Annotated in this window: 13 protein-coding genes; 5 read left to right on the top strand and 8 right to left on the bottom strand. The window is 50.4% G+C overall.

The window, feature by feature from the left end:
* Nucleotides 1-65: 65 nt before the first annotated feature.
* Nucleotides 66-1,577, bottom strand: coding sequence for an anion permease (locus CWS43_RS15275; protein ID WP_101077882.1), 1,512 nt, complete (start codon nt 1,575-1,577; stop codon nt 66-68).
* Nucleotides 1,578-2,304: 727 nt separating this feature from the next.
* Between CWS43_RS15275 and CWS43_RS15270 the strand changes: the two genes are divergently transcribed.
* Both CWS43_RS15270 and CWS43_RS15265 read left to right on the top strand, forming a co-directional pair.
* Nucleotides 2,305-5,082, top strand: a complete 2,778-nt coding sequence (locus CWS43_RS15270) for a flavocytochrome c (RefSeq protein ID WP_101077881.1) — start codon at nt 2,305-2,307, stop codon at nt 5,080-5,082.
* Between the two features lie 65 nt (nt 5,083-5,147).
* The gene (locus CWS43_RS15265) at nt 5,148-6,110 is read left to right on the top strand and encodes an FAD:protein FMN transferase (protein WP_101077880.1); all 963 of its coding nucleotides are present in this window, start codon (nt 5,148-5,150) and stop codon (nt 6,108-6,110) included.
* On the opposite strand, the gene dcuR is transcribed toward CWS43_RS15265, so the two are convergent.
* The 4 genes from dcuR to CWS43_RS15245 all read right to left on the bottom strand — a co-directional run bounded on the left by dcuR (nt 6,104) and on the right by CWS43_RS15245 (nt 11,587).
* A complete protein-coding gene (dcuR, locus tag CWS43_RS15260; protein ID WP_101077879.1) occupies nt 6,104-6,823 on the bottom strand; it encodes a two-component system response regulator DcuR in 720 nt (239 codons plus the stop codon). The two genes, CWS43_RS15265 and dcuR, sit on opposite strands and share 7 nt — an antisense overlap.
* Entirely contained in the window at nt 6,820-8,439 is a 1,620-nt protein-coding gene (locus CWS43_RS15255) for a sensor histidine kinase (protein ID WP_101077878.1), read from the bottom strand. Before CWS43_RS15255 ends, dcuR begins: the two co-directional genes overlap by 4 nt.
* A 142-nt stretch (nt 8,440-8,581) precedes the next feature.
* A complete protein-coding gene (locus tag CWS43_RS15250) occupies nt 8,582-9,967 on the bottom strand; it encodes an MFS transporter (protein WP_101077877.1) in 1,386 nt (461 codons plus the stop codon).
* A gap of 45 nt (nt 9,968-10,012) precedes the next feature.
* Entirely contained in the window at nt 10,013-11,587 is a 1,575-nt protein-coding gene (locus tag CWS43_RS15245; RefSeq protein ID WP_101077876.1) for a family 78 glycoside hydrolase catalytic domain, read from the bottom strand.
* Nucleotides 11,588-11,802: 215 nt separating this feature from the next.
* Here CWS43_RS15245 and CWS43_RS15240 point away from each other — a divergent pair, with 215 nt between their 5' ends.
* The gene (locus CWS43_RS15240) at nt 11,803-12,627 is read left to right on the top strand and encodes a helix-turn-helix domain-containing protein (protein ID WP_101077875.1); all 825 of its coding nucleotides are present in this window, start codon (nt 11,803-11,805) and stop codon (nt 12,625-12,627) included.
* A gap of 37 nt (nt 12,628-12,664) precedes the next feature.
* Here CWS43_RS15240 and CWS43_RS15235 read toward each other — a convergent pair whose 3' ends face one another.
* Entirely contained in the window at nt 12,665-12,982 is a 318-nt protein-coding gene (locus CWS43_RS15235; protein WP_101077874.1) for an RcnB family protein, read from the bottom strand.
* 682 nt (nt 12,983-13,664) lie between these two features.
* Between CWS43_RS15235 and CWS43_RS15225 the strand changes: the two genes are divergently transcribed.
* The gene (locus tag CWS43_RS15225) at nt 13,665-14,000 is read left to right on the top strand and encodes a hypothetical protein (RefSeq protein WP_101077872.1); all 336 of its coding nucleotides are present in this window, start codon (nt 13,665-13,667) and stop codon (nt 13,998-14,000) included.
* Nucleotides 14,001-14,047: 47 nt separating this feature from the next.
* Here CWS43_RS15225 and CWS43_RS15220 read toward each other — a convergent pair whose 3' ends face one another.
* Together CWS43_RS15220 and fhuE are read right to left on the bottom strand one after the other, a co-directional pair.
* On the bottom strand, nt 14,048-15,391 hold the full coding sequence (locus CWS43_RS15220; RefSeq protein WP_101077871.1) for a glycoside hydrolase family 10 protein: 1,344 nt from the start codon (nt 15,389-15,391) through the stop codon (nt 14,048-14,050).
* 137 nt (nt 15,392-15,528) lie between these two features.
* The gene (gene fhuE, locus CWS43_RS15215; RefSeq protein ID WP_369825874.1) at nt 15,529-17,742 is read right to left on the bottom strand and encodes a ferric-rhodotorulic acid/ferric-coprogen receptor FhuE; all 2,214 of its coding nucleotides are present in this window, start codon (nt 17,740-17,742) and stop codon (nt 15,529-15,531) included.
* A 1,067-nt stretch (nt 17,743-18,809) separates the two neighbouring features.
* Between fhuE and CWS43_RS15210 the strand changes: the two genes are divergently transcribed.
* The gene (locus CWS43_RS15210) at nt 18,810-20,978 is read left to right on the top strand and encodes an autotransporter outer membrane beta-barrel domain-containing protein (protein WP_101077869.1); all 2,169 of its coding nucleotides are present in this window, start codon (nt 18,810-18,812) and stop codon (nt 20,976-20,978) included.
* Nucleotides 20,979-21,263: the final 285 nt, after the last annotated feature.

The raw sequence follows: 21,263 nt of genomic DNA, 5'->3' as shown, positions 1-21,263 counted from the left end.
TGGTTTAACTGTTTTATTTCAGTAAATGCTCTGTTAATGCTTTGTGGGCGCTTTTATACGCACCCTCAGAACATCATTACCATCCACGGGTAGCCGATAACCAGCAAGGCAACCAGGAAGATTGCACCGAAGATGGTGCCCAGACGCCAGTAATCTTTAGTTGGCAGATAACCACTCCCGTAGTAAATCGGGCTCGGGCCAGTTCCGTACGGTGTGATGATCCCCATGACACCCAGAGACGTTACCATCAGCAGACAGAACACCTGCATATTGATGCCCGGAATGGCCGCACCAATAGTCAGCATAGCCGGTAAAAGTGCGGTGGTATGTGCGGTGGTGCTGGCGAACAGATAGTGCAGCAGGTAGAACGCCAGCAGCAGGGCGATTGTCGCCGCTCCCGGAGAAATCCCGCCCATCAGCGCCGCGCCTTCTTTGCCCAGCCAGGCGATAAAGCCAGTGCGGGATAAACCGTCAGCCAGTGCAACCAGGGTGGCGAACCACGCGAAGGTATTCCAGGCTGGTTTATTGCTGGTGATATCGTTCCAGTTCAGCACGCCAGTCCACAACATCAGAACAACGACCAGTAAGGCTGCCATCGCCGGTTCGATAAAGTTGGCAGCGAAAATCCACATCGCCAGTGCACAGCATACGAAGACCAGCAGCAGGATTTCGTGACGGGACATTCTGCCCAGTTTCGCCAGCTCAGACGTTGCCCATTTTGGCACTTCGTCATTCACTTTGACTTCCGGCGGGTAGAACCAGTACGCCAGCAGCGGCATGGTCAGCAGCAGCAGTACGCCGACGGGCAGGAACGCCATGAACCAGGTACCCCAGGAAATGTTGATCCCGGTGACGCTGTTCACGATACCGAGCGCCAGCAGGTTAGGTGCCAGTGCAGACAGGAACATGGAGCTGGTGATACACGCCGCAGTGATCGCAACCCACATCAGGTAAGAACCGATTTTACGTGCGCTCGGGTCGTTAGGTTTTGAGCCGTACAGCGGTGGCAGGTTGGCGATGATCGGGTAGATCGTGCCGCCGCTGCGCGCGGTATTGGACGGTGTAAACGGAGCCAGCAGCAGGTCGGCGAAAGTGATCGCATAACCTAATGTCAGGCTGCGGCGACCCAGATACTTCACCAGAATCAGCGCCAGACGGCGGCCGAACTGGGTTTTATCGTAGCCCGCGGCAAACATGAACGCGCCGAAAATAAGCCAGACGGTTGAGTTACCAAAACCACTGACAGCCCATTTGAAAGACTGTGCGGCGGTTTTGAATTTCGGATCCGCCAGCTCTGCCGGGCTGAACAGCAACCACTGGCTGAACAGGGCGATGACCACGACGCCGGTCAGGCCAATAACGGCACCTGGCAGGGGTTCGAAAATCAGGCCAACAATCACACCCACAAAAATGGCAAAGAAATGCCATGCATACGGCTCCAGGCCCGCAGGCACCGGAACAAGCAGCAACAGCACGGACACCAGTACGGGAAGTACCATAAAGATCCAGCGATTTTTTTGGCCGGATTCGGCTTTTTTCGCTGGCTCTTTCACCGCAGTTTTTGTTATTTCGCTCATAATATTTATCTTAGGTAGTTAGGAATATTGTGATGGTGCATAGGTAAGATGTTGTATGGTTTTTTTAGTTACTTAATATTTTCTTTAGTTATTCAATGGTGGCATGTGAATTGCCTCGTTATTGTTATTTGCGTTTGGTACATCACATTCCCCGTAAGAGGGAGGAAATGTTCATATAATGCGTTTTCCCTATTTATTGCTGTTGATCTTGATCAATAAAATACGGTGATGATTTATTTTTAAATCGAATAAAACAAAGGCGCAGGCTTTATTTTTTAAGCAGAACACATTCTGTGATGGGGGTATCTCTGGCGGTATGAAAATCCGATACAACGGAGTACGCCAAATGAGAGTAATTCACAGCGGGGTAAGGGGCCTGATGCGAACAATGCATAGCTTGCCAGCCCCTGAAGGCTGTGATCTGTAGAGGGAAGTTTTCGTTGAGTTGTAATAATAATCTCATCAGTTAAATACAAAAAAGCCCTTAATTTAAAATAATGTGATTATTTAAATTCGCGGTTAACATAATTTTAATATAGCAGATGTTAAGTTAATAGATAAATAGTTAATTAACTAATGTTAGAGGTTTTGAAAGTAAAAATAAAACTATATTAATAGTATGACGCCGGCGTCGAAATAAAACGATAAATAATAACCCGACCCTTAGCTAAATAGCCTGCCGGCACCGAATTCAGAAATTAAAACCTTTAAGTTTGGAGTAACTATTATGAGCACCAACGAACTGCTATTGAGCCCATTTACTTTGCCGAATGGCACTGTGCTGAAAAACCGTATTCTGATGGCACCCATGACGACCTGCACAGGGTTTTATGACGGTACCGTGACCAGTGAACTGGTCGAATATTATCGTGCCCGCGCCGGTAGCATCGGGACTGTGATTGTTGAATGCTGCTTCGTCGACGACCGTGGGCTGGCATTTCCCGGCGCTATTGGTATCGATAATGACAGCAAAATTGACGGACTGGCAAAAATAGCCGCGGCAGTGAAATCGCAGGGCTCGAAAGCGGTATTGCAAATCTACCACGGTGGCCGCATGAGCGAGCCAAAACTGATTGGTGGGCAGCAGCCGGTTGCACCGAGTGCTCTGGCCGCTCCGCGTGAAGGAGCTGCAACGCCTGCTGCCCTGACGGCAGAAGAAGTTGATGCGATGATCACCAGGTTCGGCGAAGGGGTTCGCCGCGCCATCGAAGCCGGTTTCGACGGCGTGGAAATTCATGGCGCGAATACTTACCTTATCCAGCAGTTCTTCTCCCCGAACTCTAATCAGCGTGATGACAAATGGGGTGGCAGCCGCGAAAATCGTGCCCGCTTCCCGCTGGCGGTGCTGGATATCACTCATCAGATGGCGCAGAAATACGCCGATTCCTCATTCATTATTGGCTATCGTTTCTCGCCGGAAGAGCTGGAGGAACCGGGTATCCGTTTCGCCGATACAATGTATCTGCTGGAACAACTGGCGGCACGCGGTCTGGATTATCTGCATTTCTCCCTCGGCTACTCGCTGCGGCCTTCTATCGTCGATACCACAGATCCGACGCCGCTTATCGACAAATATGTCGCCATGCGTTCCAGCACGCTGGCGAAAATTCCGGTGATGGGCGTGGGCGGCATTGTGAACAAAGCCGACGCGGAGCTGGCGCTGGAACACGGCTATGACATGATTGCTATCGGTAAAGCCTGCATCGCGTATCCGGACTGGACTGACCGTATCGCCAACGGCCAGAAGCTCGAATTATTCATCGACAGCACGCAGCGCGAAGCCCTGACCATTCCTGAGCCTTTGTGGCGTTTCTCGCTGGTGGACGCGATGATCCGCGACATGAGTATGAGTTCGAAGAAATTCAAAGCCGGTGTTTTCCAGGAAAAGGTGCAGGATCCTGCCCATGAGCTGGCGATCAATGTCAGCCTGGAAACTGACCGCATTACCGACATTGCGCTGGAAGCGGGAGCGGATCTGGATGTTGAGTTCACCACCAGTTTTGAAATCATCCGCACGCGTATTCTGGATGCTAACAGTCCGCACGTGGATGCGGTGACTGGTGCGACTGAGCAGAGTGAAGCGGTGAAAAAAGCGGTTTCCAAGGCGATCGCAAAATCCTGCAAAGCGCAATTGCTGGAAGAGGGCGGAAGCCTGAATGAGCCGCAAACGTATGACGTGGTCGTGGTCGGCAGCGGGGGCGCAGGTTTGGCTGCAGCGATTCAGGCCTGTGACGAAGGCGCAAAAGTGCTGATCGTCGAGAAAATGTCGACCATTGGCGGCAACACCATTAAAGCGTCTGTGGGCATGAACGCCGCCGAAACCCGTTTCCAGAAACTGAAAGGCATCGAAGACAGCAAAGAGCTGTTCTATCAGGAAACCCTGAAAGGCGGCCAGTTTAAAAATAACACGGTGCTCCTGAAAGAGTTTATTGAACGCGCCCCGCAGGCTGTCGAATGGCTGGCGGCGCACAACATTGAACTGAGTGACATCACTATTACGGGTGGGATGAGCATCGACCGTACGCACCGTCCGGCAGATCGCAGCGCTGTCGGCGGTTTCCTTATCAGCGGTCTGGTGAAAAATCTGAACAAACGTAACATCGACGTAATGCTCGACACTTCTGTTACCGACATTCGTTATGCCAGCGGTGCGGTGCAGGGCGTTGACCTGCTCAATGACGAAAACGAAGTGTTGGTGGTTAACGCGAAAAGCGTGATCGTCGCGACCGGTGGTTTTAGCGCCAACCGCGATATGGTGGTGAAATACCGCCCTGAGCTGGACGGATTTGTGACCACCAACCACAAAGGCGCAACCGGCAGCGGTATTGCTATCCTCCAGAAAATCGGTGCCGGTACGGTGGATATGGGGGAAATCCAGATCCACCCGACCGTGGAACAGACAACGTCTTATCTGATTTCTGAAGCCATTCGCGGCGGCGGTGCGATTCTGGTCAGTCAGGCCGGTAAACGTTTCTTCAATGAAATGGAAACCCGCGACAAAGTCTCCGCAAATATCATTGGCCTGCCGGAGAAATTCGCCTATGTGGTGTTCGACGAGCAGGTTCGCATGAACAACAAAGCCGCCGATGAGTATATTGCTAAAGGGTTTGTGATAAGCGCTGAGTCGCCGCGTGAACTGGCCGCTAAGCTGGAAATGGGTTCTGATGCCTTCCTGGCAACGCTGGAAAGTTACAACGTTGCGGTGGAAAAACAGGATGACGTCGAGTTCGGCCGCAAAACAGCGTTGCGCCACCCGATTAATCAGGGGCCGTTCTATGCCATTCGCATCGCCCCGGGCGTTCACCATACGATGGGCGGCGTGACGATTAATACCGACACGTGCGTTCTCGACGCTCAGGAGCAAGTGCTCAGCGGCGCGTATGCTGCGGGTGAAGTGGTCGGCGGTATCCACGGTGGAAACCGCATTGGCGGGAATGCCGTTGCAGATATCATTATCTTCGGTATTCTTGCTGGGCGTAACGCGGCGCAGCACGCTATGCGGTAACGCTTAAGCGCCTGTGCAGCAGCCTTTGTTGTACAGGCCTTCCCCCACATTTTCAGGTAATTTCAATGACGCCAGACGATCGAATTTATGCTTATTCTGCTGTTTTGATGGGTTCACCCATTCTTCTCAAGCTGTTTGAACATAACGAGAGTCTGGCTTCCCGCGTTTTCCGGCTCATCAAACTTCAGGAAAACACCTTCACGGTTAACCGCTCACATTCAGATATTATGGCGATTAACCATGCCGCAGGCCGTGACGCTGTCACGGTGAGCGCGCCGGTGTTTGATCTCATCAGCCGTGCCAAAGTGGTCAGCTGCCTCCCGGACAGTAGTTTCAATTTCACCATCGGCCCGTTGGTAAAGCGCTGGAAGATAGGCTTTAGCGGCAGCAGCGTGCCGGATGCACAGGATTTACAGACTCTGCTGGCGCTGACTGATCCCGAAGATGTCATTCTTGATGAACAAAACCGCTCGGTGTTTTTGCTAAAAGCAGGTATGGAGATTGACCTTGGCGCAATAGCAAAAGGGTATATCGCCGATATCGTAAGAGATTTCTTGCAAGAACAGCAGGTTGAAAATGCCTTAATCAATCTCGGCGGGAACGTGCAAACGCTCGGAACAAGCGCTGAAGGAGCATGGGGCATCGGTTTGAAAAAACCATTTTCTGAACCCGATGCTCTGATTGGTGTTATCCATGTCACGGGGAAGTCCGTGGTCACCTCGGGTATTTACGAGCGCTATTTTGAGCTGGCAGGCCGCTGCTATCATCATATTCTCGATCCGAAAACCGGTTATCCGCTGGATAACGAACTTCTCAGTGTGACGATTATTTCTGATGATTCGATTGACGGGGATATCTATACGACGCTGTTGTATGGAATGGGGGTAGAAAAAAGCCTGAAGTATTTGCAGCAGCACCCGCATATCGAAGCGATTTTTGTGACACGCGATCGTCAGGTTATCTGCTCATCGCAGCGGCAGTTCAGGTTCACGCCGCTCGATGGCAGTTATCGTACTCTGTCTTACTGACTATATTGCCTGAGCAGGGAATAGTGATCGGCTTGCAAGCGGTAGCGGTAAACGGGCCTGCCGGTAACACCGTAATGAATGCTGGTGAACAAAATGTTCATCTGCGCGAGCCAGATCAGGTATTTCCGGCAGGAAACCCGCGAAATGTTGACGGAACTCGCCAGCTCATCAGTGGAGAATTCCATTGTCGGATGGGCATCAATCCACTGACACAGGGTGCGCAGGGTTTGCGGTGTTAAACCTTTCGGCAACTTTTTAGTGTCTGCTGCCGCAGGATTGCTGCCATGAATGAGTCTGTCAACGTCAGACTGTTCATAATATTGCTGGTTATCCATCAGCGTCTTTTTTTGCTGCCAGCCGGTCAGTGCTTCCTCAAAACGGGAAAACTGAAACGGCTTGATCAGATAATCCACCACGCCATAGTTCAGCGACTTTTTAATGGTGTCGGCATCAGCGGCCGATGAAATTACGATCACATCGACAGGACGGCGCGAATTGCGCAACTCAGGCAGAAGATCCAGCCCGTTATCCTGCTGCATATACACGTCGAGCAAAATCAGATCGATAGACAGTTCTGAATTCAAAACCAGATCTTTCGCCTGTTGCAACGTCGATGCGGTGCCACAGCAGGCGAAGCCTTCAATCTGGCCGACATAACAACGGTTCAGCTCTGCCACCATGGCATCATCATCAACTATCAGCACATTGATCAAGAACTTGTCCTCTCTGCATCCCAGGGAAGTTGTACAAAAAATTGGGTATAAACATCGGGTTCTGATTCTACATTAATCGTGCCACCGAGGCTTTCCACTTGCTGTTTAGCCAGGAACAAACCCATACCACGTTGTTCGCCTTTCGAGGAAACGCCTTTCCCGAAAATAGCGTCAATATTGTCCGCTGCAATACCCGGCCCGTCGTCGCTCACAATGCAGGCCAGGTAGCCATTCTGATAATGTAATAACACGCTGACTTCACCATCAGGTTGTTCACCCAGAGCATCCAGCGCATTTTCAATCAGATTTCCCAGCACGGTAATCAATGCCGCAACCTGGTCTTCGTTATTGTTATCAGGCAGCATGCTGTCATCACTGAGTGTCAGTAAATGCCGGGTATCCGATGCGCGGTTGATTTTGCTCAGCAGAAAACCGGCAATGACCGGAGACTTGATTTTCAGCAACAGAGAACCGATTTCTGCCTGATAGTTATTGGCCGTTTTGAGAATGTAATCTTCAAGCTGCGCGTAACTTTTCATGTGCAGTAATCCGAGGATTACATGCAATTTGTTCATGAACTCGTGCGAGCGCTCACGGAGCGAGTCTGCGTAGTTTACCATGCCGCTCAGGCGCTGCATCAGCTGACTGACTTCGGTTTTGTCCCTGAAGGTACAGATTGCGCCAATGATGATGCCGTTATTACGGACCGGCACGGTATTGCTCAGCAATAAGCGCCCCTTAAAGCTGATCTCTTCGTCCCGGCGCGGAACGCCGGTATTGAGGACATCCCGCAGGTTGGCGATGAGAGGCAGAGAATCCGTGTGCGGTGTTTCATCAATAGCCGTTTCCTGAAAAGTCTGGCGCGCTGTCTGATTGATCAGTGTGACATGCGCCTCATCGTCAACGGCAATCACGCCTTCTTTTATCGATTGCAGCATCGCCTGGCGCTGCTCGAACAGCGTGGAAATTTCATAAGGCTCCAGCCCAAACAGAATACGCTTGAGCATTTTCACCAGGCAGTACGTTCCCAGTGCACCGACGATCACACCGAATAACACCGTCCACAGAATGCTCCAGCGGCTTTTGTTGATTTGCTCGGTCACTTTTACCAGTGAAATCCCAATCGCCACCACGCCGATTTGTTTATGGTGATCGTCATAGACCGGGGTGAATACGCGCAGTGCCTCGTCAAGAGTGCCCTTATTGACCGAAACGTTCTCTTTGCCCAGTAACGCCGGATTGATATCGTCGCCGATGAAATGGTGGCTGATCACGTCTGCATTAGGGTGTGAGAAACGGATGCCGTCCATATTGGTGACAACAATAAACAGCAACCCGTTTCGTTTTTGCACTGAACTGGCAATGGGCTGAATAATATTGCTGTCGGGCGGCAGCAAGAGGGCGCGTTTTGTTTCAGGTAAATCCGCCATTGTTCTGGCAACCGCCAGCGCCTTTTCCTTTACGCCATCGCGCGTGGTGTCGCTGACCTGCACAAAGTAGAGCATGTGCACCACCAGCAACACAGAACCGATGACGGCACTGATCATCAAAATGACGGAAGTACTGAGCTTCATGGGGTGCTTGCGCACGGAATGACGTTGCTGCGAGTCGCTCATGGGAGCCCCGGAGAAAAAAGAGCCAAAAGCTCATTGGTGATTTCTGACAGTTCGCGTTGTTCTTCCGGCTAAATGGCGTTGAACACTGCGTGAACCAACCCTGTTCACGCATAATGATATGTCTATTGGATTGATATTTCCGCTATTTAATACTTTCTAAAGTGAGTTTTGCGGCGCGCCTTCCATCACTGTTTGATTTTCTTTCATCAAGCTCTGCTTTGATTTCCTCATAATTATCGTCGAGTCGATAATAGCGGCCAATCCAGAACATAGAGCAAAGTATTAGCGCCGCGGGGATGTACAGATAGCACGTTTTAATGGCCAGCAGTGCCTGCGGGCTTTGTGACTGATTGGCGAGATAGCCTCCGGCTGACAGCAGAATGCCGCTGATAGCACCGGCACCGGCCATGGCGACTTTCCCTAAGAAACCGTTGATCGACGTCAGAACCCCCGCCGTGTTAATCCCTGTTTTCCATTCCCCGTAATCCACAGGGTCTGCCTGCATGGAGAAATAAATGGCTGTGCGCTGACCGGCGCCTACAGATAATATTGCCGCACCCGTTAATAAACCGATAACGGCATTGCCGGAAAATATCATGACCAGCATGCCGGCTAAGTTAATCGCGCAGGCGAATAAATAAACGTGACGTTTCTTCATTCGCACCGCCATAAATGGAACGGTTAATGTCCCCAGCAACGGTACAAAAGTCGAAATACCTGCGGCAACAGCTGTAATACCCGGGTCGCCCACGTAATAATTAAAGAAATAAACCAGCGCCCCTGTCTGGAAAAAGAATGCGCCCCACATCAGAAAAATATTCACGGCAAAGACGAACCACGGGCGGTTGTGGCGCAGGCTGATCCACGCCCGGCTGAGCGTCATTTTTTCATTCTGAACGTTTATGCTTTCTTTGACATTCGCAAAACTCAACAGCAGGAAGAAGACTGCGATCCCACCAAAGATCATTGCGGTATAGAGAAATCCAGATTGCTGATCTCCGTTGCCCAGAGAGTGCACCAGCGGCAGCGTAGCCACGGCCACCAGGGTTGACCCGAGTGAGCCCATCACAATGCGTACCGCCGAGAGCGTGGTGCGTTCTTTCGAATCATTGGTGATGAACGGTAACATCGCGCAAAAAGGAATGTTCACGAGCGTATACAGAAATGAGAGGCACAGATACGTCAGGAAGGCGTACCAGAGTTTGCCCGTCAGGCCAAAATCAGGCACATAAAAAGCCATGACGCACAGCAGGCCAAACGGCACAGCACCCAGCAGCAGGTAAGGGCGGCAACGCCCCCAGCGGGTGTGGGTATTGTCGATGAGCAATCCCATCAGGACGTCCGCCACGCCGTCGACCAAGCGGGTAACTAAAAACATTAATCCGGCGTAGTAGGCGGGAAGCCCCATGATGTCGGTATAAAAGAACATGAGGTACAGCGAAATCATCTGCCAGACCAGATTGCAGGAAAGGTCGGCTATTCCATATCCCAGGCGCTGCCGCCAGAGGGACAATGTCGTATTGTGCATGGTGTATTCTCTTCAGGGTTGAGGTTATTGTTATTTTTGAGTTAATTACAAACCATATTTACGGATGAAATAGGCCGGAGTGCAGCTCCAGGCATGGCAATAGCTGTTAATCAGTTTGCTGCCATACGGCGAAAAACCAGGTCGTTGCGGATCGTACAGCTCCCAGAATGTGTCTGCCCCGGCCTGAACCATTCCGCCCCAGTATTTTTTGATTTCCTGCACGGCTCGTTGGGTTTCGCCGACGCTAATCAGCGCGTCAATAAAGTGGTGCATCATGTAAGGCGTGTTCATGCCAATTTCCGGCGGGTTCGCCAGTAAGTTGCGCATTAACTGTGCCCGGAAACCGGGGTCACCGACGTGTGCCAGAACCAGCCATACCTGTGATGCACTGGAAACCTGCTGCCCGGCACCGCTGACGAAAAACCCTTTTTCTTCATCCCATAACTTTTCTAATGCTGCATTTTTCAGCTCGCCTATTTTTGCCTCCAGCCAGGTGACTTTTTCACTGTCGGCTCTCCGGGCCAGTGCCTGCGCTTTCATAAGACAGTAGATCAGCACACCCTGGGCCGGAGCCTGTTTGTTCAGTGATTCGTGCCAGTCGATGAAAGCCCACCAGTCCTCGCTGTCTTGCAATATTCCCTGTGTGCCGACACGTCCGAGAGCCAGTTCAATCTGACGCCATGCGACCGGCCAGAGATCTTCCAGCGTTTGCTGATCCTCGGTAACGGCGATGTAATCCGCGAGCGTTGCGACAAAAAAAAGTGCGTAATCAAACAAAAAAGTATCGTCAGCGATGACGTCAGGCTTCATAAACAGATTGGACGACACCATGCCATCCTCGCGCGTGACACCGGCGAATAAATACAGGCAGCGTTTAACCAGGCTGTTTTGTTCAAACGTCTGGTAATTCACCAGCGCCTGTAAACGCAAATCGCCCAGCCACAGGCGGCGGTCACGCTTTGGCCCGTCCTCAAACACTTCCTGCATGCAGTTTCGCAGTGTCAGGACGCTGACCTCATCTATCTGATTCAGCAAGGCATCCGGGTGATGCAGTGGTGTGAGCGAAGTGGTGTCCGCTGATGTCACCGTGTCCAGATGAATATCGCTCAGCTTCAGGTTAAATTTCGCTGATGCAGAGATGACTTTGATTTTCACATAACGACAGCAATAGCGGCGCGGCAAACGTACGGTCTCCGGCAGTACGTCAAGATAGATATCTGCCTGTTGAAGCCAGCTGCTGCTTAGCCAGCCGTTATATTCACTGAACGGTTCGGCCACCTCCGCCGGCGTCTCACCGAAGATAAATTGCAGATGCGCTGGCGCATCTGGCGGGCTTCCTGCCGCTTCGCAACGCAGCCCAAAATACCCCACGCAGTGCGTTCCGAAATCGACAATGATTTCATCGCCTGCGGCCAGCTCCCGCTGCAGAAGGCTGGCGGGAAGGGCGCATCTCATCGTTTTCCAGCCCAGGGCCTGTGAAGCCTCGGCAATGACATCCACCAGCTCAACCGGTTGTAACCGGGTTTGCCGCAACGCCGGTAACAGCCCGGCAGCGGCAGATAAAAAGCGATTATTGCGATGAAAACTAAGGCTGCTATTTTTCTGAATTCCCTGAGACATTTCCAATTCCTGTTCAAAAACGTGTGAAATGGAGTGTGCGCCAGGCTCAGGATGCCAGCTATTCTGTGATTGCCAGCTTTGCACCGGAAATGGCAGCCAGAGTGGGGTCAGAAAGGGGATGATCACAGATTTTGAAATCAGATTCGCTGGCCTGCGGTCAATAATTTATGGTTACTGTCTGCTGGTTAAAATATCAAGACGAGACAAATCACCTTATGGATAAACTCCGAGTAGACGCTTATTTTTCTTCTGTTGAGGAAAAACTGTCGGTTTATTCCAGCGATCCGGAAGATAACAACAGTGAGCATTGCCACGATTTTGATGAACTGGTGATCGTTGACAGCGGCCACGGGCTGCACGTTATCAACGGCAAGCCGGTTTTTATTCAGGAAGGTGACGTTTTTTTCGTTCGTGACAATGACTACCATTTTTATGACGAACTCGGCACGCTGAAGCTTATTAACGTGCTGATCAATCCGCAGACCGAATTCAATTATCTGACTAACACGGAACGCCTGCTTTCTCCCTTTTCTGCCAGCGAAGGCAGCCGGTACGGCTGGCTATTGCCGGAGGTGAAAAACCATTGCCGCGGGCTGGTAGAGCAAATGTTTGCGACCGCGCAGGACAGTGACCAAAACGTGCACCCGGTACAGCAGGAGGGGCTGTTTTTCCAGCTGATTATGAATCTGGTGAACCAGCGGGAAAGCGAGGATCGTAACCATACGCAGTACAAGCTTCACCGCATGCTGGGATACTTGCAGGAGCACTGTTTTACCGAAATCAACTGGGTGGACGTGGCTGAGGAATTTTTGCTGACGCAGCGGACCTTGTTCCGTCGTATTAAAGAAACCACCGGCATGACGCCGGAAAACTATCTGAAAAGGCTGCGCCTGGTATCGGCGCGAGTGAAGATTAAAAGCACGGAAATCTCCATCACCGACATCGCATTTATGTGCGGTTTTTCAAACAGCAATCACTTCACTACGTCTTATAAACAGGTGTTTGGCATTACCCCGTCTCAGGAAAGAAAAAAGGCCTGAATTTTTTCAGGCCTTTCAGGCTCGGACTCAAAACACGTTACTGGAAGTAAATATCGCCGTTTTCAGCTTTGACGATTTTGCCGTCAGTATCGGTGATTAACGCGTAACTACCGCCGATGTACGTCCAGTGTGTACCGGCATCCGGTGCAGGAAGATGACGTTCCTGCCAGCCGATGATCTCGTAAGGTTTGGTGCGGTACAGAGCCGGAACCTGGTCGCCAATCGAATAAAGTTTGGAATCATCGTAAAACGATTTGATTTCATGCGAATTTGACGCGGCAAAAGCCGTGTTGACCAGGGGGAACAGTGAAGAAACAACCAGAGCCGACAACATAAAAATTTTAGAATGACGCATAAATTATCCCGTTTAAAACTCTCAACCTAGTGCCTGCTTCGGTGATATGCCGCCGTCCCTGGTGTGAGCCGTAAAGCCGAAGCCTGTGCTTTTTCTGTAGGACAGGATAATAGCGAGAAAGTGTCCTCATGACGGGAGGTTTTTTTGTGTCGAAATGCAAATGAAAGGGGGGGCAAGAGAGGCATGCTGATCTGGTCGCACAATACGGAGTTTAACGACAGGTCACTGAATGCAATTATAGGCAATAAGATTATTCTAATTATGCTATATTTAAGTAAAATTTCCCCTTTTCGTACCGAGTTAATGACATGCCGGATATCAGAATTGTTTGCGAACAATGCGGGTCTGATCGTTTTATCGCCACGGCTAACACCCCTTTTGCAGAAACAGTGCATTCGCTGGTTTGCGCGGTTTGCGCACATCCGGTCAGGGTCGATGACGTTATCATTTTTAAAGACGGCATTTATATGAGCGGAACCTTTGACACTTTCTCTGGTGAAACAAACAGGCTGAATGATTTCGATATTTGACCGTGCCGGAGTAAACGCCTGATAATTCCCGGATGATGATGGCGCCTGCCTGACTGATTAATCTGTTCTCAATATAAACCTGTGCAAGCAGCGCAGGTTTTCGCCCGATGGATGAAAGTGAAAGTCGGTATCGATTTACTCTGGGGATTGTCATGCTTAAAGAAAAAGGCAACGCCAAGCTGGATGAGGATATCTGTGTTCATATTTTTACTGCCTCTGCCGGGATGGTCGGGGTTTGCATCACGGTCATCGGGATTTTCCAGGTTATCACGACGCTCAGGCGCGAAGGCACGCTCGGCGATGATCTGCTCGCCATTAACGCCATCTTGTATCTTATGACGACAATACTCTCTTACTGGGCGCTGAGAACCCGCAGACAGCGCCGTAATCACACCCTTGAAAAAGTGATCGATATGCTCTTCCTGGCCGCACTCACCTTTACGACCGTAGTTGCCGGTGTGATTACCTGGGCGATGACGTTCACCTAGATGAGCAATGTGCCCTTTGCCCGGCGGGTGCGAAGGGCATCAACGGGTCAGTGGCTTCCCCAACGACTTTGCAGATAACTGACGGCCTGACGGGTCTGCGGCTGATTGAGAAAGTCTTCCCTGAACAAAATGGTGCCGTTGATTTGCGGGACGGATTCGTTCATATCAAGCTGCTTTTTCAGCTCAGGTACGCCGCCGTTTACCAGCCAGTCAGGCTCATTTTTTGACGGTTCGCCCACTTTATAGAGTGCAATACCAATATAAAGGCGCGTATGAGTTGGCTTCACGACATTTGCCCACCAGTTTGCCAGCACATCATAACGTGCCGCCTGACGTGAGAAAGGCCAGTATAGCTGCGGGGCAATATAATCCAGTAAGCCTTGTTGTACCCAAAGCCGGGTATCGGCATAGGCTTCGTCATAAGCCGCTGCGCCAGAGGTTTGGGAACCTGCGGGATCGTGCGAGACATTACGCCATACGCCAGCCGGGCTGACGCCGAATTCGACACCGGGTTTCAGCTGTTTTATGGTGCGCGATACCTGCTCAATCAACGCCTGGGTGTTGTGCCGCCGCCAGTCTGCTTTGGTGCGATATCCCTGACCATACTTCCTGAACGTCAGATTATCGTCGAGCAGGGAACCGGGGGACTCGGAATAGAAATAGTCATCAAACTGCACGCCATCCACAGGGTATTGCGCGACAACCTCAGCTACGATGCTGGTGATCCAGTCGCGCACCTCCGGGATACCGGGGTCGAGCACAAAGCGGTCGCCTGCGGTGCGGATCCAATCACGGTGTAGCACATAAACGCTGGCCGGGTGCTGCGACAGAGTCTGATTCAGCTCAGCAACCGTTGAAGGTTTTGTGTTGACGGAGACGCGATAAGGGTTCAGCCAGGCATGCACTTTCATTCCACGCTTGTGCGCTTCATCCAGCATAAATTTCAACGGGTCATAGCCGGGATCCTGGCCAATTCTCCCCGTCATGACATCAGACCAGGGCAAAATTTTTGACGACCAGAGCGCGGTACCATCAGGCTTCACCTGGAAGAATACGGTATTGATGCCGAGATTTTTCAGTTTATCCAGTTTGTCAGTCAGCGCCTTCTGCTGCTGGGTGATGCGAAGGGCATTATTGCTGACATTGACCGAAGACAGCGGCGGCCAGTCGAGGCGGGAAACCGTCGCCAGCCAGACACCGCGTACGGGTTCCTGGTTCTGTGCGGGCTTCGCCGGAATAGCCGGTTTCGCAACTGAAGGAAGCGGGGTGACCAGTGATTTTGGTGGCGTAGAGCTACAACTTGCCAGTAACGCAGCGGCAATCAGGACACCCGGCTTTATGACTGTTTTTATCGAAGGGAAACCACGTGAACAGACGATGATAAACTCCATTTATTTCTGCTGGCCGCTCGGAAAGAAACATTTTCGTATTATTCACGTTGAAGTCAATCTATTAGGGATTCAGAGGTGGGTATTCATTTAGCGATTAAAAAAGAAAATGCCCCGTTTCCGGGGCATTCTTGCGTCACTTAGAAGCTGTAGTTTGCCGAGATGGAAACATTTCGCGGCTCGCCGTACACCGTATTTCTGCCGACATCGATATTGTAGGTTTTATCGAACAAGTTGTTCAGGTTGGCCTGAACTGACAGTTGTTTGGTGACACGGTAACGGCTGAACAAGTCGACCAGAGCATAGCTGCCTTGCTCTGCATACAGGGTGCTCGCCCCGTCTGGCCCGGCAACGTTATCCCAGGTATGTGTCTGCCAGTTAACACCGCCGCCCACGGTCAGGTCCTGCAACATTGGCAGACGATAGCTGGTGAACAGTTTCAGAGAAGTGCGGGGCTGAGTTGGGTTCAGCGCTGCGCCATCACCGTCTTTCGCCACATAGCGGGTTGCCCCGAAGGTCATTTGCAGGTTATCCGTTACCGCACCGTTGATTTCGAATTCAACACCTTTGCTGACCGTTCCGTCCTGCTCATAGTAGGCATAATCGGTGCTGCCCTGAACCAGCGCATAATCTGTTGCGCCCAGGTGATCCTGCTCAATACGGAACACGGCTAACGACGCCGTCACGCGGCTGTTCATCCAGTCGCCTTTGATCCCTGTTTCGTAGCTTTTGCCAGTGACCGGGGAAAGGTAAGCGCCGCTGGCATTACGGTAGGTCTGAGGCTTAAAGATCGAGGTATAGCTGGCGTAAGCCGAATAGGTATCATTGATGTCATACACCAGGCCCGCGTATGGCGTAACGTTATTCTTCTCCATATTCTGCGTCAGGGTATCAGCATTGTATTTCGTGTAACGCGCGCCGAGGATCAGATGTAGCGGATCGGCCAGAGACAGGCGTGTTGCCATATAGGCCGACTTCTGGTGAATGGTGTTGTCCTGCGCCAGTGCTTGTGGATCCCAGTCCGGTTCCGGGTAATTGCCCCAGTGATTAAAATCACCGACGTCGGCGGACGTGAAGCTGGTTGATGTACTGACGTAGCGGTCGTTCTGGCGGATATAAGTGACGCCTGCCATCAGTTCATGCTGGCGCCCGAACAGCTCAAACGGGCCACTCACATAGGCATCAACAGAGTTTTCTTTGCGCTTCGCCGTGTTATAGCCGGTTCCGCCCAGCAGGTCATAACCGGCGTAAGGGCCAACGCCAATGCCGGTTGTTTTGTCAAAGTACCCGTCGATATACAGCAGTTTACTGTCCATCGTGGCTTCAGTATGCGTACCGCTCAGGTTGAACAGCCAGCCGTTACTGAAATTCTGTTTCAGGCTGGCAAAGACGGTTTTCGAGTCGCTGTCGTTGTACGCCCAATCCGGTGAAAGATTGGTGCTGCGGTCGTAATGTGTCTTGCTGCCATCAAGATAAAAGGTGGGTAACCCGCCCCAGGTTGCGCCTGCGATGTGGGTTTCCTGGTAATCATACCCGACTGAAAGGGTGGTCGAATCGGTCAGGTCGGCATCCACGACACCATAAAAGAATTTCTTCTGAGTGTGATAGTTATCCAGCCAGCTGTCGCCATCCTGATAACCAGCGACCATGCGGCCACGTACATTGCCTGATTCGGTCAGGGGTGCTGAAAGGTCGGCAACATAACGTTGATTATCCCAACTGCCGTAACTGGCGGAGACATTGCCCACGAATTCTTTGCTGTCGGCATGTTTGCGGATCATATTCACTGACGCCGCCGGGCTGCCTGCACCGGTCATCAGGCCAGTCGCACCGCGAACGATCTCGACGCGATCGTAAATCGCCGTATCGGAAAGGGTGTCGCCGATATTCCACTGCGAATCGATAAGGCTTGGAACACCATCGATCTGGTAGTTATCAATCATAAAACCGCGTGAATAGAAATTGCTGCGGTTCGCCCCTGAGTTGAACTCACTGATGCCGGTGGTATTTTTCAGCACATCATTCAGCGTCTCTAATTTCTGGTCTTCCATACGCTGTTTGCTGATGACGCTGATGGACTGTGGAGTATCGCGCGCGGTCAGCGCCATTTTAGTGGCGGCGCGGGTGACCGGCACGTTGTAGTCCGTATCCTGCGTATTGGCAGAATTATCATCCGATGCCGTCACTACCATGCTTTCTTCTTTTTTGGATGTATCAGCACCCACAGCGTAGGGAACCTGTAGTGCGGCCGTAATAACCACGGCAAGTAATGAAAGAGACGGAATGCGAAGAGTGGAAGGAGCGGGATTGGTAACACGATTGTCCCGTATACGGTTGTGAGCAGAAAACATCATTACCCTCAAAAGGTTTTATTTTTTTAATTAACTGGCTAAACGTGCGTCTTATAAAAAATGATTAACGCAACACGCAAAGGCAGAATCCCTGTGCCAGACATGTATTGCCATCACGACGGAGTCGCGGTACCCACGCGGGGGCTTGCCATGAGTGGCAACGCAGAGCCCTGGCTTACACAAAAAAGCGAATGAGAAGTATAATCATTTTGATTATTGATGCAAAAGAATTGTAACCCAATTTGAATCACTTAATTTTTCAGGTTTTTGGTGTTTATAAACCGTTGCTTCCTGCCCGAAATTTATCGCTAAATATGTGGCTTAAGGTGATTTATGCGTTTGTTTTGGTTGGCAGAATGGGAATAATAAGCTTGCTAAATAAAGTGGTTTTTAGGGGTGATAATTAATAATGGTAATTAATGCATCATCTTCTGTCCTTTTTCCCCCTAACGCCTTTTTGGCTTGTTTGCTCGCCGCGACACTTGCTCTGTCAGGAGAGGTTTATCATCCGGGAGCAATGTCTGTGACCAGGGAGGGGGAGGGGATTTCGGCGTTGATCGCGGAAATGGCCGGATTAATTATTTGGAAATCAGCTAACGGTTCCTTGTATAAACCTATTTGAAATAGCTGACGTCCAGTTTTGGTTTTTTTATTTCTTGCGTGAAACTGTTTTTATTTTAATGCTGCCGCTGATATAAATAAAACGCCTGACCTTCCTGGTTAGTTATAAAGAATGGATTCTGCCGGAGTCACTATGACGACTAATCCCCAGGAAAACCCGGCAGAAGATTCATTAGATAAGTTAAGTTATCTGATGGATTATTTTAATTAAATGTTGCATAAATCATCCACATCAATATTAAAATAAATTACATATTTAAAATCAATTTAAATAACTTCTGAATGTGTCCAAAAGTGGACAAGAAAAACAAATAAAAATAGATATCCTGTCGCCATCTAATCCCGATAACAACGGGGTTTAATTTCAACACCAGCATTATTCCGGCCATTGCGCTTAGAATGGTTATTGGAAAGATGTGTAATACATTCAACAAGGAAGGATTTCAGGAATGAAAAAAAACACACCTTATACCTGTCATACAAAGAAACTGATGCTGGCATCTTTAATATCAATGGTGATGGTTAATCACGCCCAGGCACAAAATGATAATCCCCCCTTGCTCCTGCAAAACTATGTTTCGGAACCTGATGCAATATACATCACCGATGCGCACTACAATAACTCCGTTATTTTAGAGGATCAGACCCAGAAACTATTCATCAGTAATAGTCAGCTGGACGCAGGTATAAGATACCTTGGCAAGGCCGATCTTGAGGGTGATGTTAAAGACAGTACATTCAGCGGTCAGTTTTTTGTTCAGTCAACAGAAGGCTCCGTCTCGCTGTCCCTCAATAATGTTGATGTTACAATAGATAACATTTTACATTCTGACGTGTTGCTTTACGCTCAGGAAAACGCCTCTCTTGATCTCATGAATTCCCGTGTTGCGACCAGTGTTCACGCTTATGGTTCTGAGGGGACACTGGCAAAACTGCAAATATCAGGTAGCAGAGTTGGTAATGATGATGACAATTTCAACGGCTATCGTGCCCTGGTGCAAAACGGTGTTGCCGGAGAAAGCAATTCCCATGCGGCTGAACTTGATATTTCAAATAGCCAGATTTATGGTTCTGTCCTTTCCAGTTCAATGGACAGAGGCACCGCGAGTATTGCTCTGACCAATGGCAGCGTGATTAAGGGCGATGCAGATCTGAATGGTTCTGTCATGTTACTGAGTATCGATGATGCCACATTGACTGGTGACATTCACGCTGGCAGTTACACCGAGCTGCCGGGTGATGTAGTCAGTACCACAGTGAATGTGACGAACGCGGTTTATCGCGGAAATATCACCTCTAACAATAATATCGCCGACGACTCTCTGACGATCAATATCAACAGCAGCGGTATTATCGGTGGCGAGACCGTCGACAGTTCCCAGCGTATTACCGGTTTCAATCATGTTGACGCAAATATTAATTATGTCGACACTTCATTGCTGAATACCGGCAAAGCCTCTTACTTCTTCTTCAACGATGGCGAAGACGTCGTGATTGCCAACAAAGTCGGTGCAAATACGGTACTGGATTCCGTGCGCAGCGGTTCTTACATTCTGGATCATATTAATTATCAGATTACCGATGAGAGCAGCAAGCAAGGACTGGCGGATAAAGGCTATTACAGCATCGTGTTCAATACGGCGTCAGATCCGGTTCCGGATCCAACCCCGGATGCAACCGTTGCCGCTGATTTACAAGCCGCGCAGGCTGGTCTGTTAGCCAGTGACGACATGATCCACCGCATCGCGGGCAGCATTACTCAGCATCTGGATGCGCGTCATATGGGCGAAAATGGTGCGCAAACGTCAGACAGCAATGTCTGGATGGACGGCATTTATTCCGGCGGTGACCGCACGGCGGGTACGGTGGAATACAGCAACGATATCTCCGGTTTCCAGTTGGGCGGCGATACGTCCTGGGCGCTGTCAAACGGTGATTCACTTGCCATCGGTGCGGGTTTGGGTTATCTGCACAACGATTTGGATGTTTCCAGCAGTGACGGCAGCAATGATATCGACGGTAATTACTACAGCCTGTATGCCAGCTGGACACAGCATCAGGCCGAAGGGCAGAACTGGCACCTGTTCGCAGACACCACCGCAACATACGGCGACATGAGTTATTCTGCGTCCGGCAAAGACGGCACGCTGAATGCAGGCGGCGATTACGACGGTAACTCGTGGTTGTGGCAGGCGCGTGTTGGTGCGCAGGTGAATCTTGCACAAGACTGGTGGGTTCAGCCGTATACCGTTTTAGGTTACAGCCAGACCAAAACTGATGCCTATAACGACGGTTACAGTCAGGTTGCAGACGGCAAATTCAGCGCCGGTTTTGCGGGCGCAGGCGTTAAAGCGGGTAAAACCATCGAGCTTAAAGGTGGGCAGACGCTGCGGCCTTACATTGAAACGTCCTACGTTGGCCGTTTCTCCGAAGATACTAAGTTTAATACGTCTGATTACCACTTCAGCGGCCAGAACCTGAACGGCGGCAGCGTCGGCGCAGGGCTGAACGCACAGCTGAGCAAGAACTGGAGCACCACGGCGAAAGTGAATACGGTTATTGCCAGTGATGTGAGTAATGAAGTTCATGCATTGTTGGGCGCGGAATATAAGTTTTAATTGTTTTATTATTCATCATTGTAAGGCTGCGAAAGCGGCCTTTTTTGTTATTGTCGCGCAAAGGTTGTTCAGCCGATAAAACACCTGGAACCACGACAATAAAGCGGACATTTGAAATTAGCCATAGGCGGACACTACAACTTTGCTACTACATATAATGTCTATCCCAGTTTAAAATGTCACCTTCAGTTCCAAAGTTAAAATGTCACTTTTGTTATTGGGAAAGTCTGAAAGAATAGGGGGTTAGCGTTTCAAACTGGCCCTGAATTCCGATGGATTAACCAG

It is taken from the genome of Rahnella sp. AA (assembly GCF_002834385.1).
GTDB lineage: Bacteria > Pseudomonadota > Gammaproteobacteria > Enterobacterales > Enterobacteriaceae > Rahnella.
This window is presented reverse-complemented; position numbering and strand designations above follow the sequence as displayed.

Excerpts from the sequence above, each read along its gene's own strand:
- CWS43_RS15275 (WP_101077882.1), bottom strand. The coding sequence starts at position 1,577 with ATGAGCGAAATAACAAAAACTGCGGTGAAAGAGCCAGCGAAAAAAGCC.
- CWS43_RS15270 (WP_101077881.1), top strand. The coding sequence starts at position 2,305 with ATGAGCACCAACGAACTGCTATTGAGCCCATTTACTTTGCCGAATGGC.
- CWS43_RS15265 (WP_101077880.1), top strand. The coding sequence starts at position 5,148 with ATGACGCCAGACGATCGAATTTATGCTTATTCTGCTGTTTTGATGGGT.
- CWS43_RS15255 (WP_101077878.1), bottom strand. The coding sequence starts at position 8,439 with ATGAGCGACTCGCAGCAACGTCATTCCGTGCGCAAGCACCCCATGAAG.
- CWS43_RS15250 (WP_101077877.1), bottom strand. The coding sequence starts at position 9,967 with ATGCACAATACGACATTGTCCCTCTGGCGGCAGCGCCTGGGATATGGA.
- CWS43_RS15245 (WP_101077876.1), bottom strand. The coding sequence starts at position 11,587 with ATGTCTCAGGGAATTCAGAAAAATAGCAGCCTTAGTTTTCATCGCAAT.
- CWS43_RS15240 (WP_101077875.1), top strand. The coding sequence starts at position 11,803 with ATGGATAAACTCCGAGTAGACGCTTATTTTTCTTCTGTTGAGGAAAAA.
- CWS43_RS15235 (WP_101077874.1), bottom strand. The coding sequence starts at position 12,982 with ATGCGTCATTCTAAAATTTTTATGTTGTCGGCTCTGGTTGTTTCTTCA.
- CWS43_RS15225 (WP_101077872.1), top strand. The coding sequence starts at position 13,665 with ATGCTTAAAGAAAAAGGCAACGCCAAGCTGGATGAGGATATCTGTGTT.
- CWS43_RS15220 (WP_101077871.1), bottom strand. The coding sequence starts at position 15,391 with ATGGAGTTTATCATCGTCTGTTCACGTGGTTTCCCTTCGATAAAAACA.
- fhuE (WP_369825874.1), bottom strand. The coding sequence starts at position 17,742 with ATGATGTTTTCTGCTCACAACCGTATACGGGACAATCGTGTTACCAAT.
- CWS43_RS15210 (WP_101077869.1), top strand. The coding sequence starts at position 18,810 with ATGAAAAAAAACACACCTTATACCTGTCATACAAAGAAACTGATGCTG.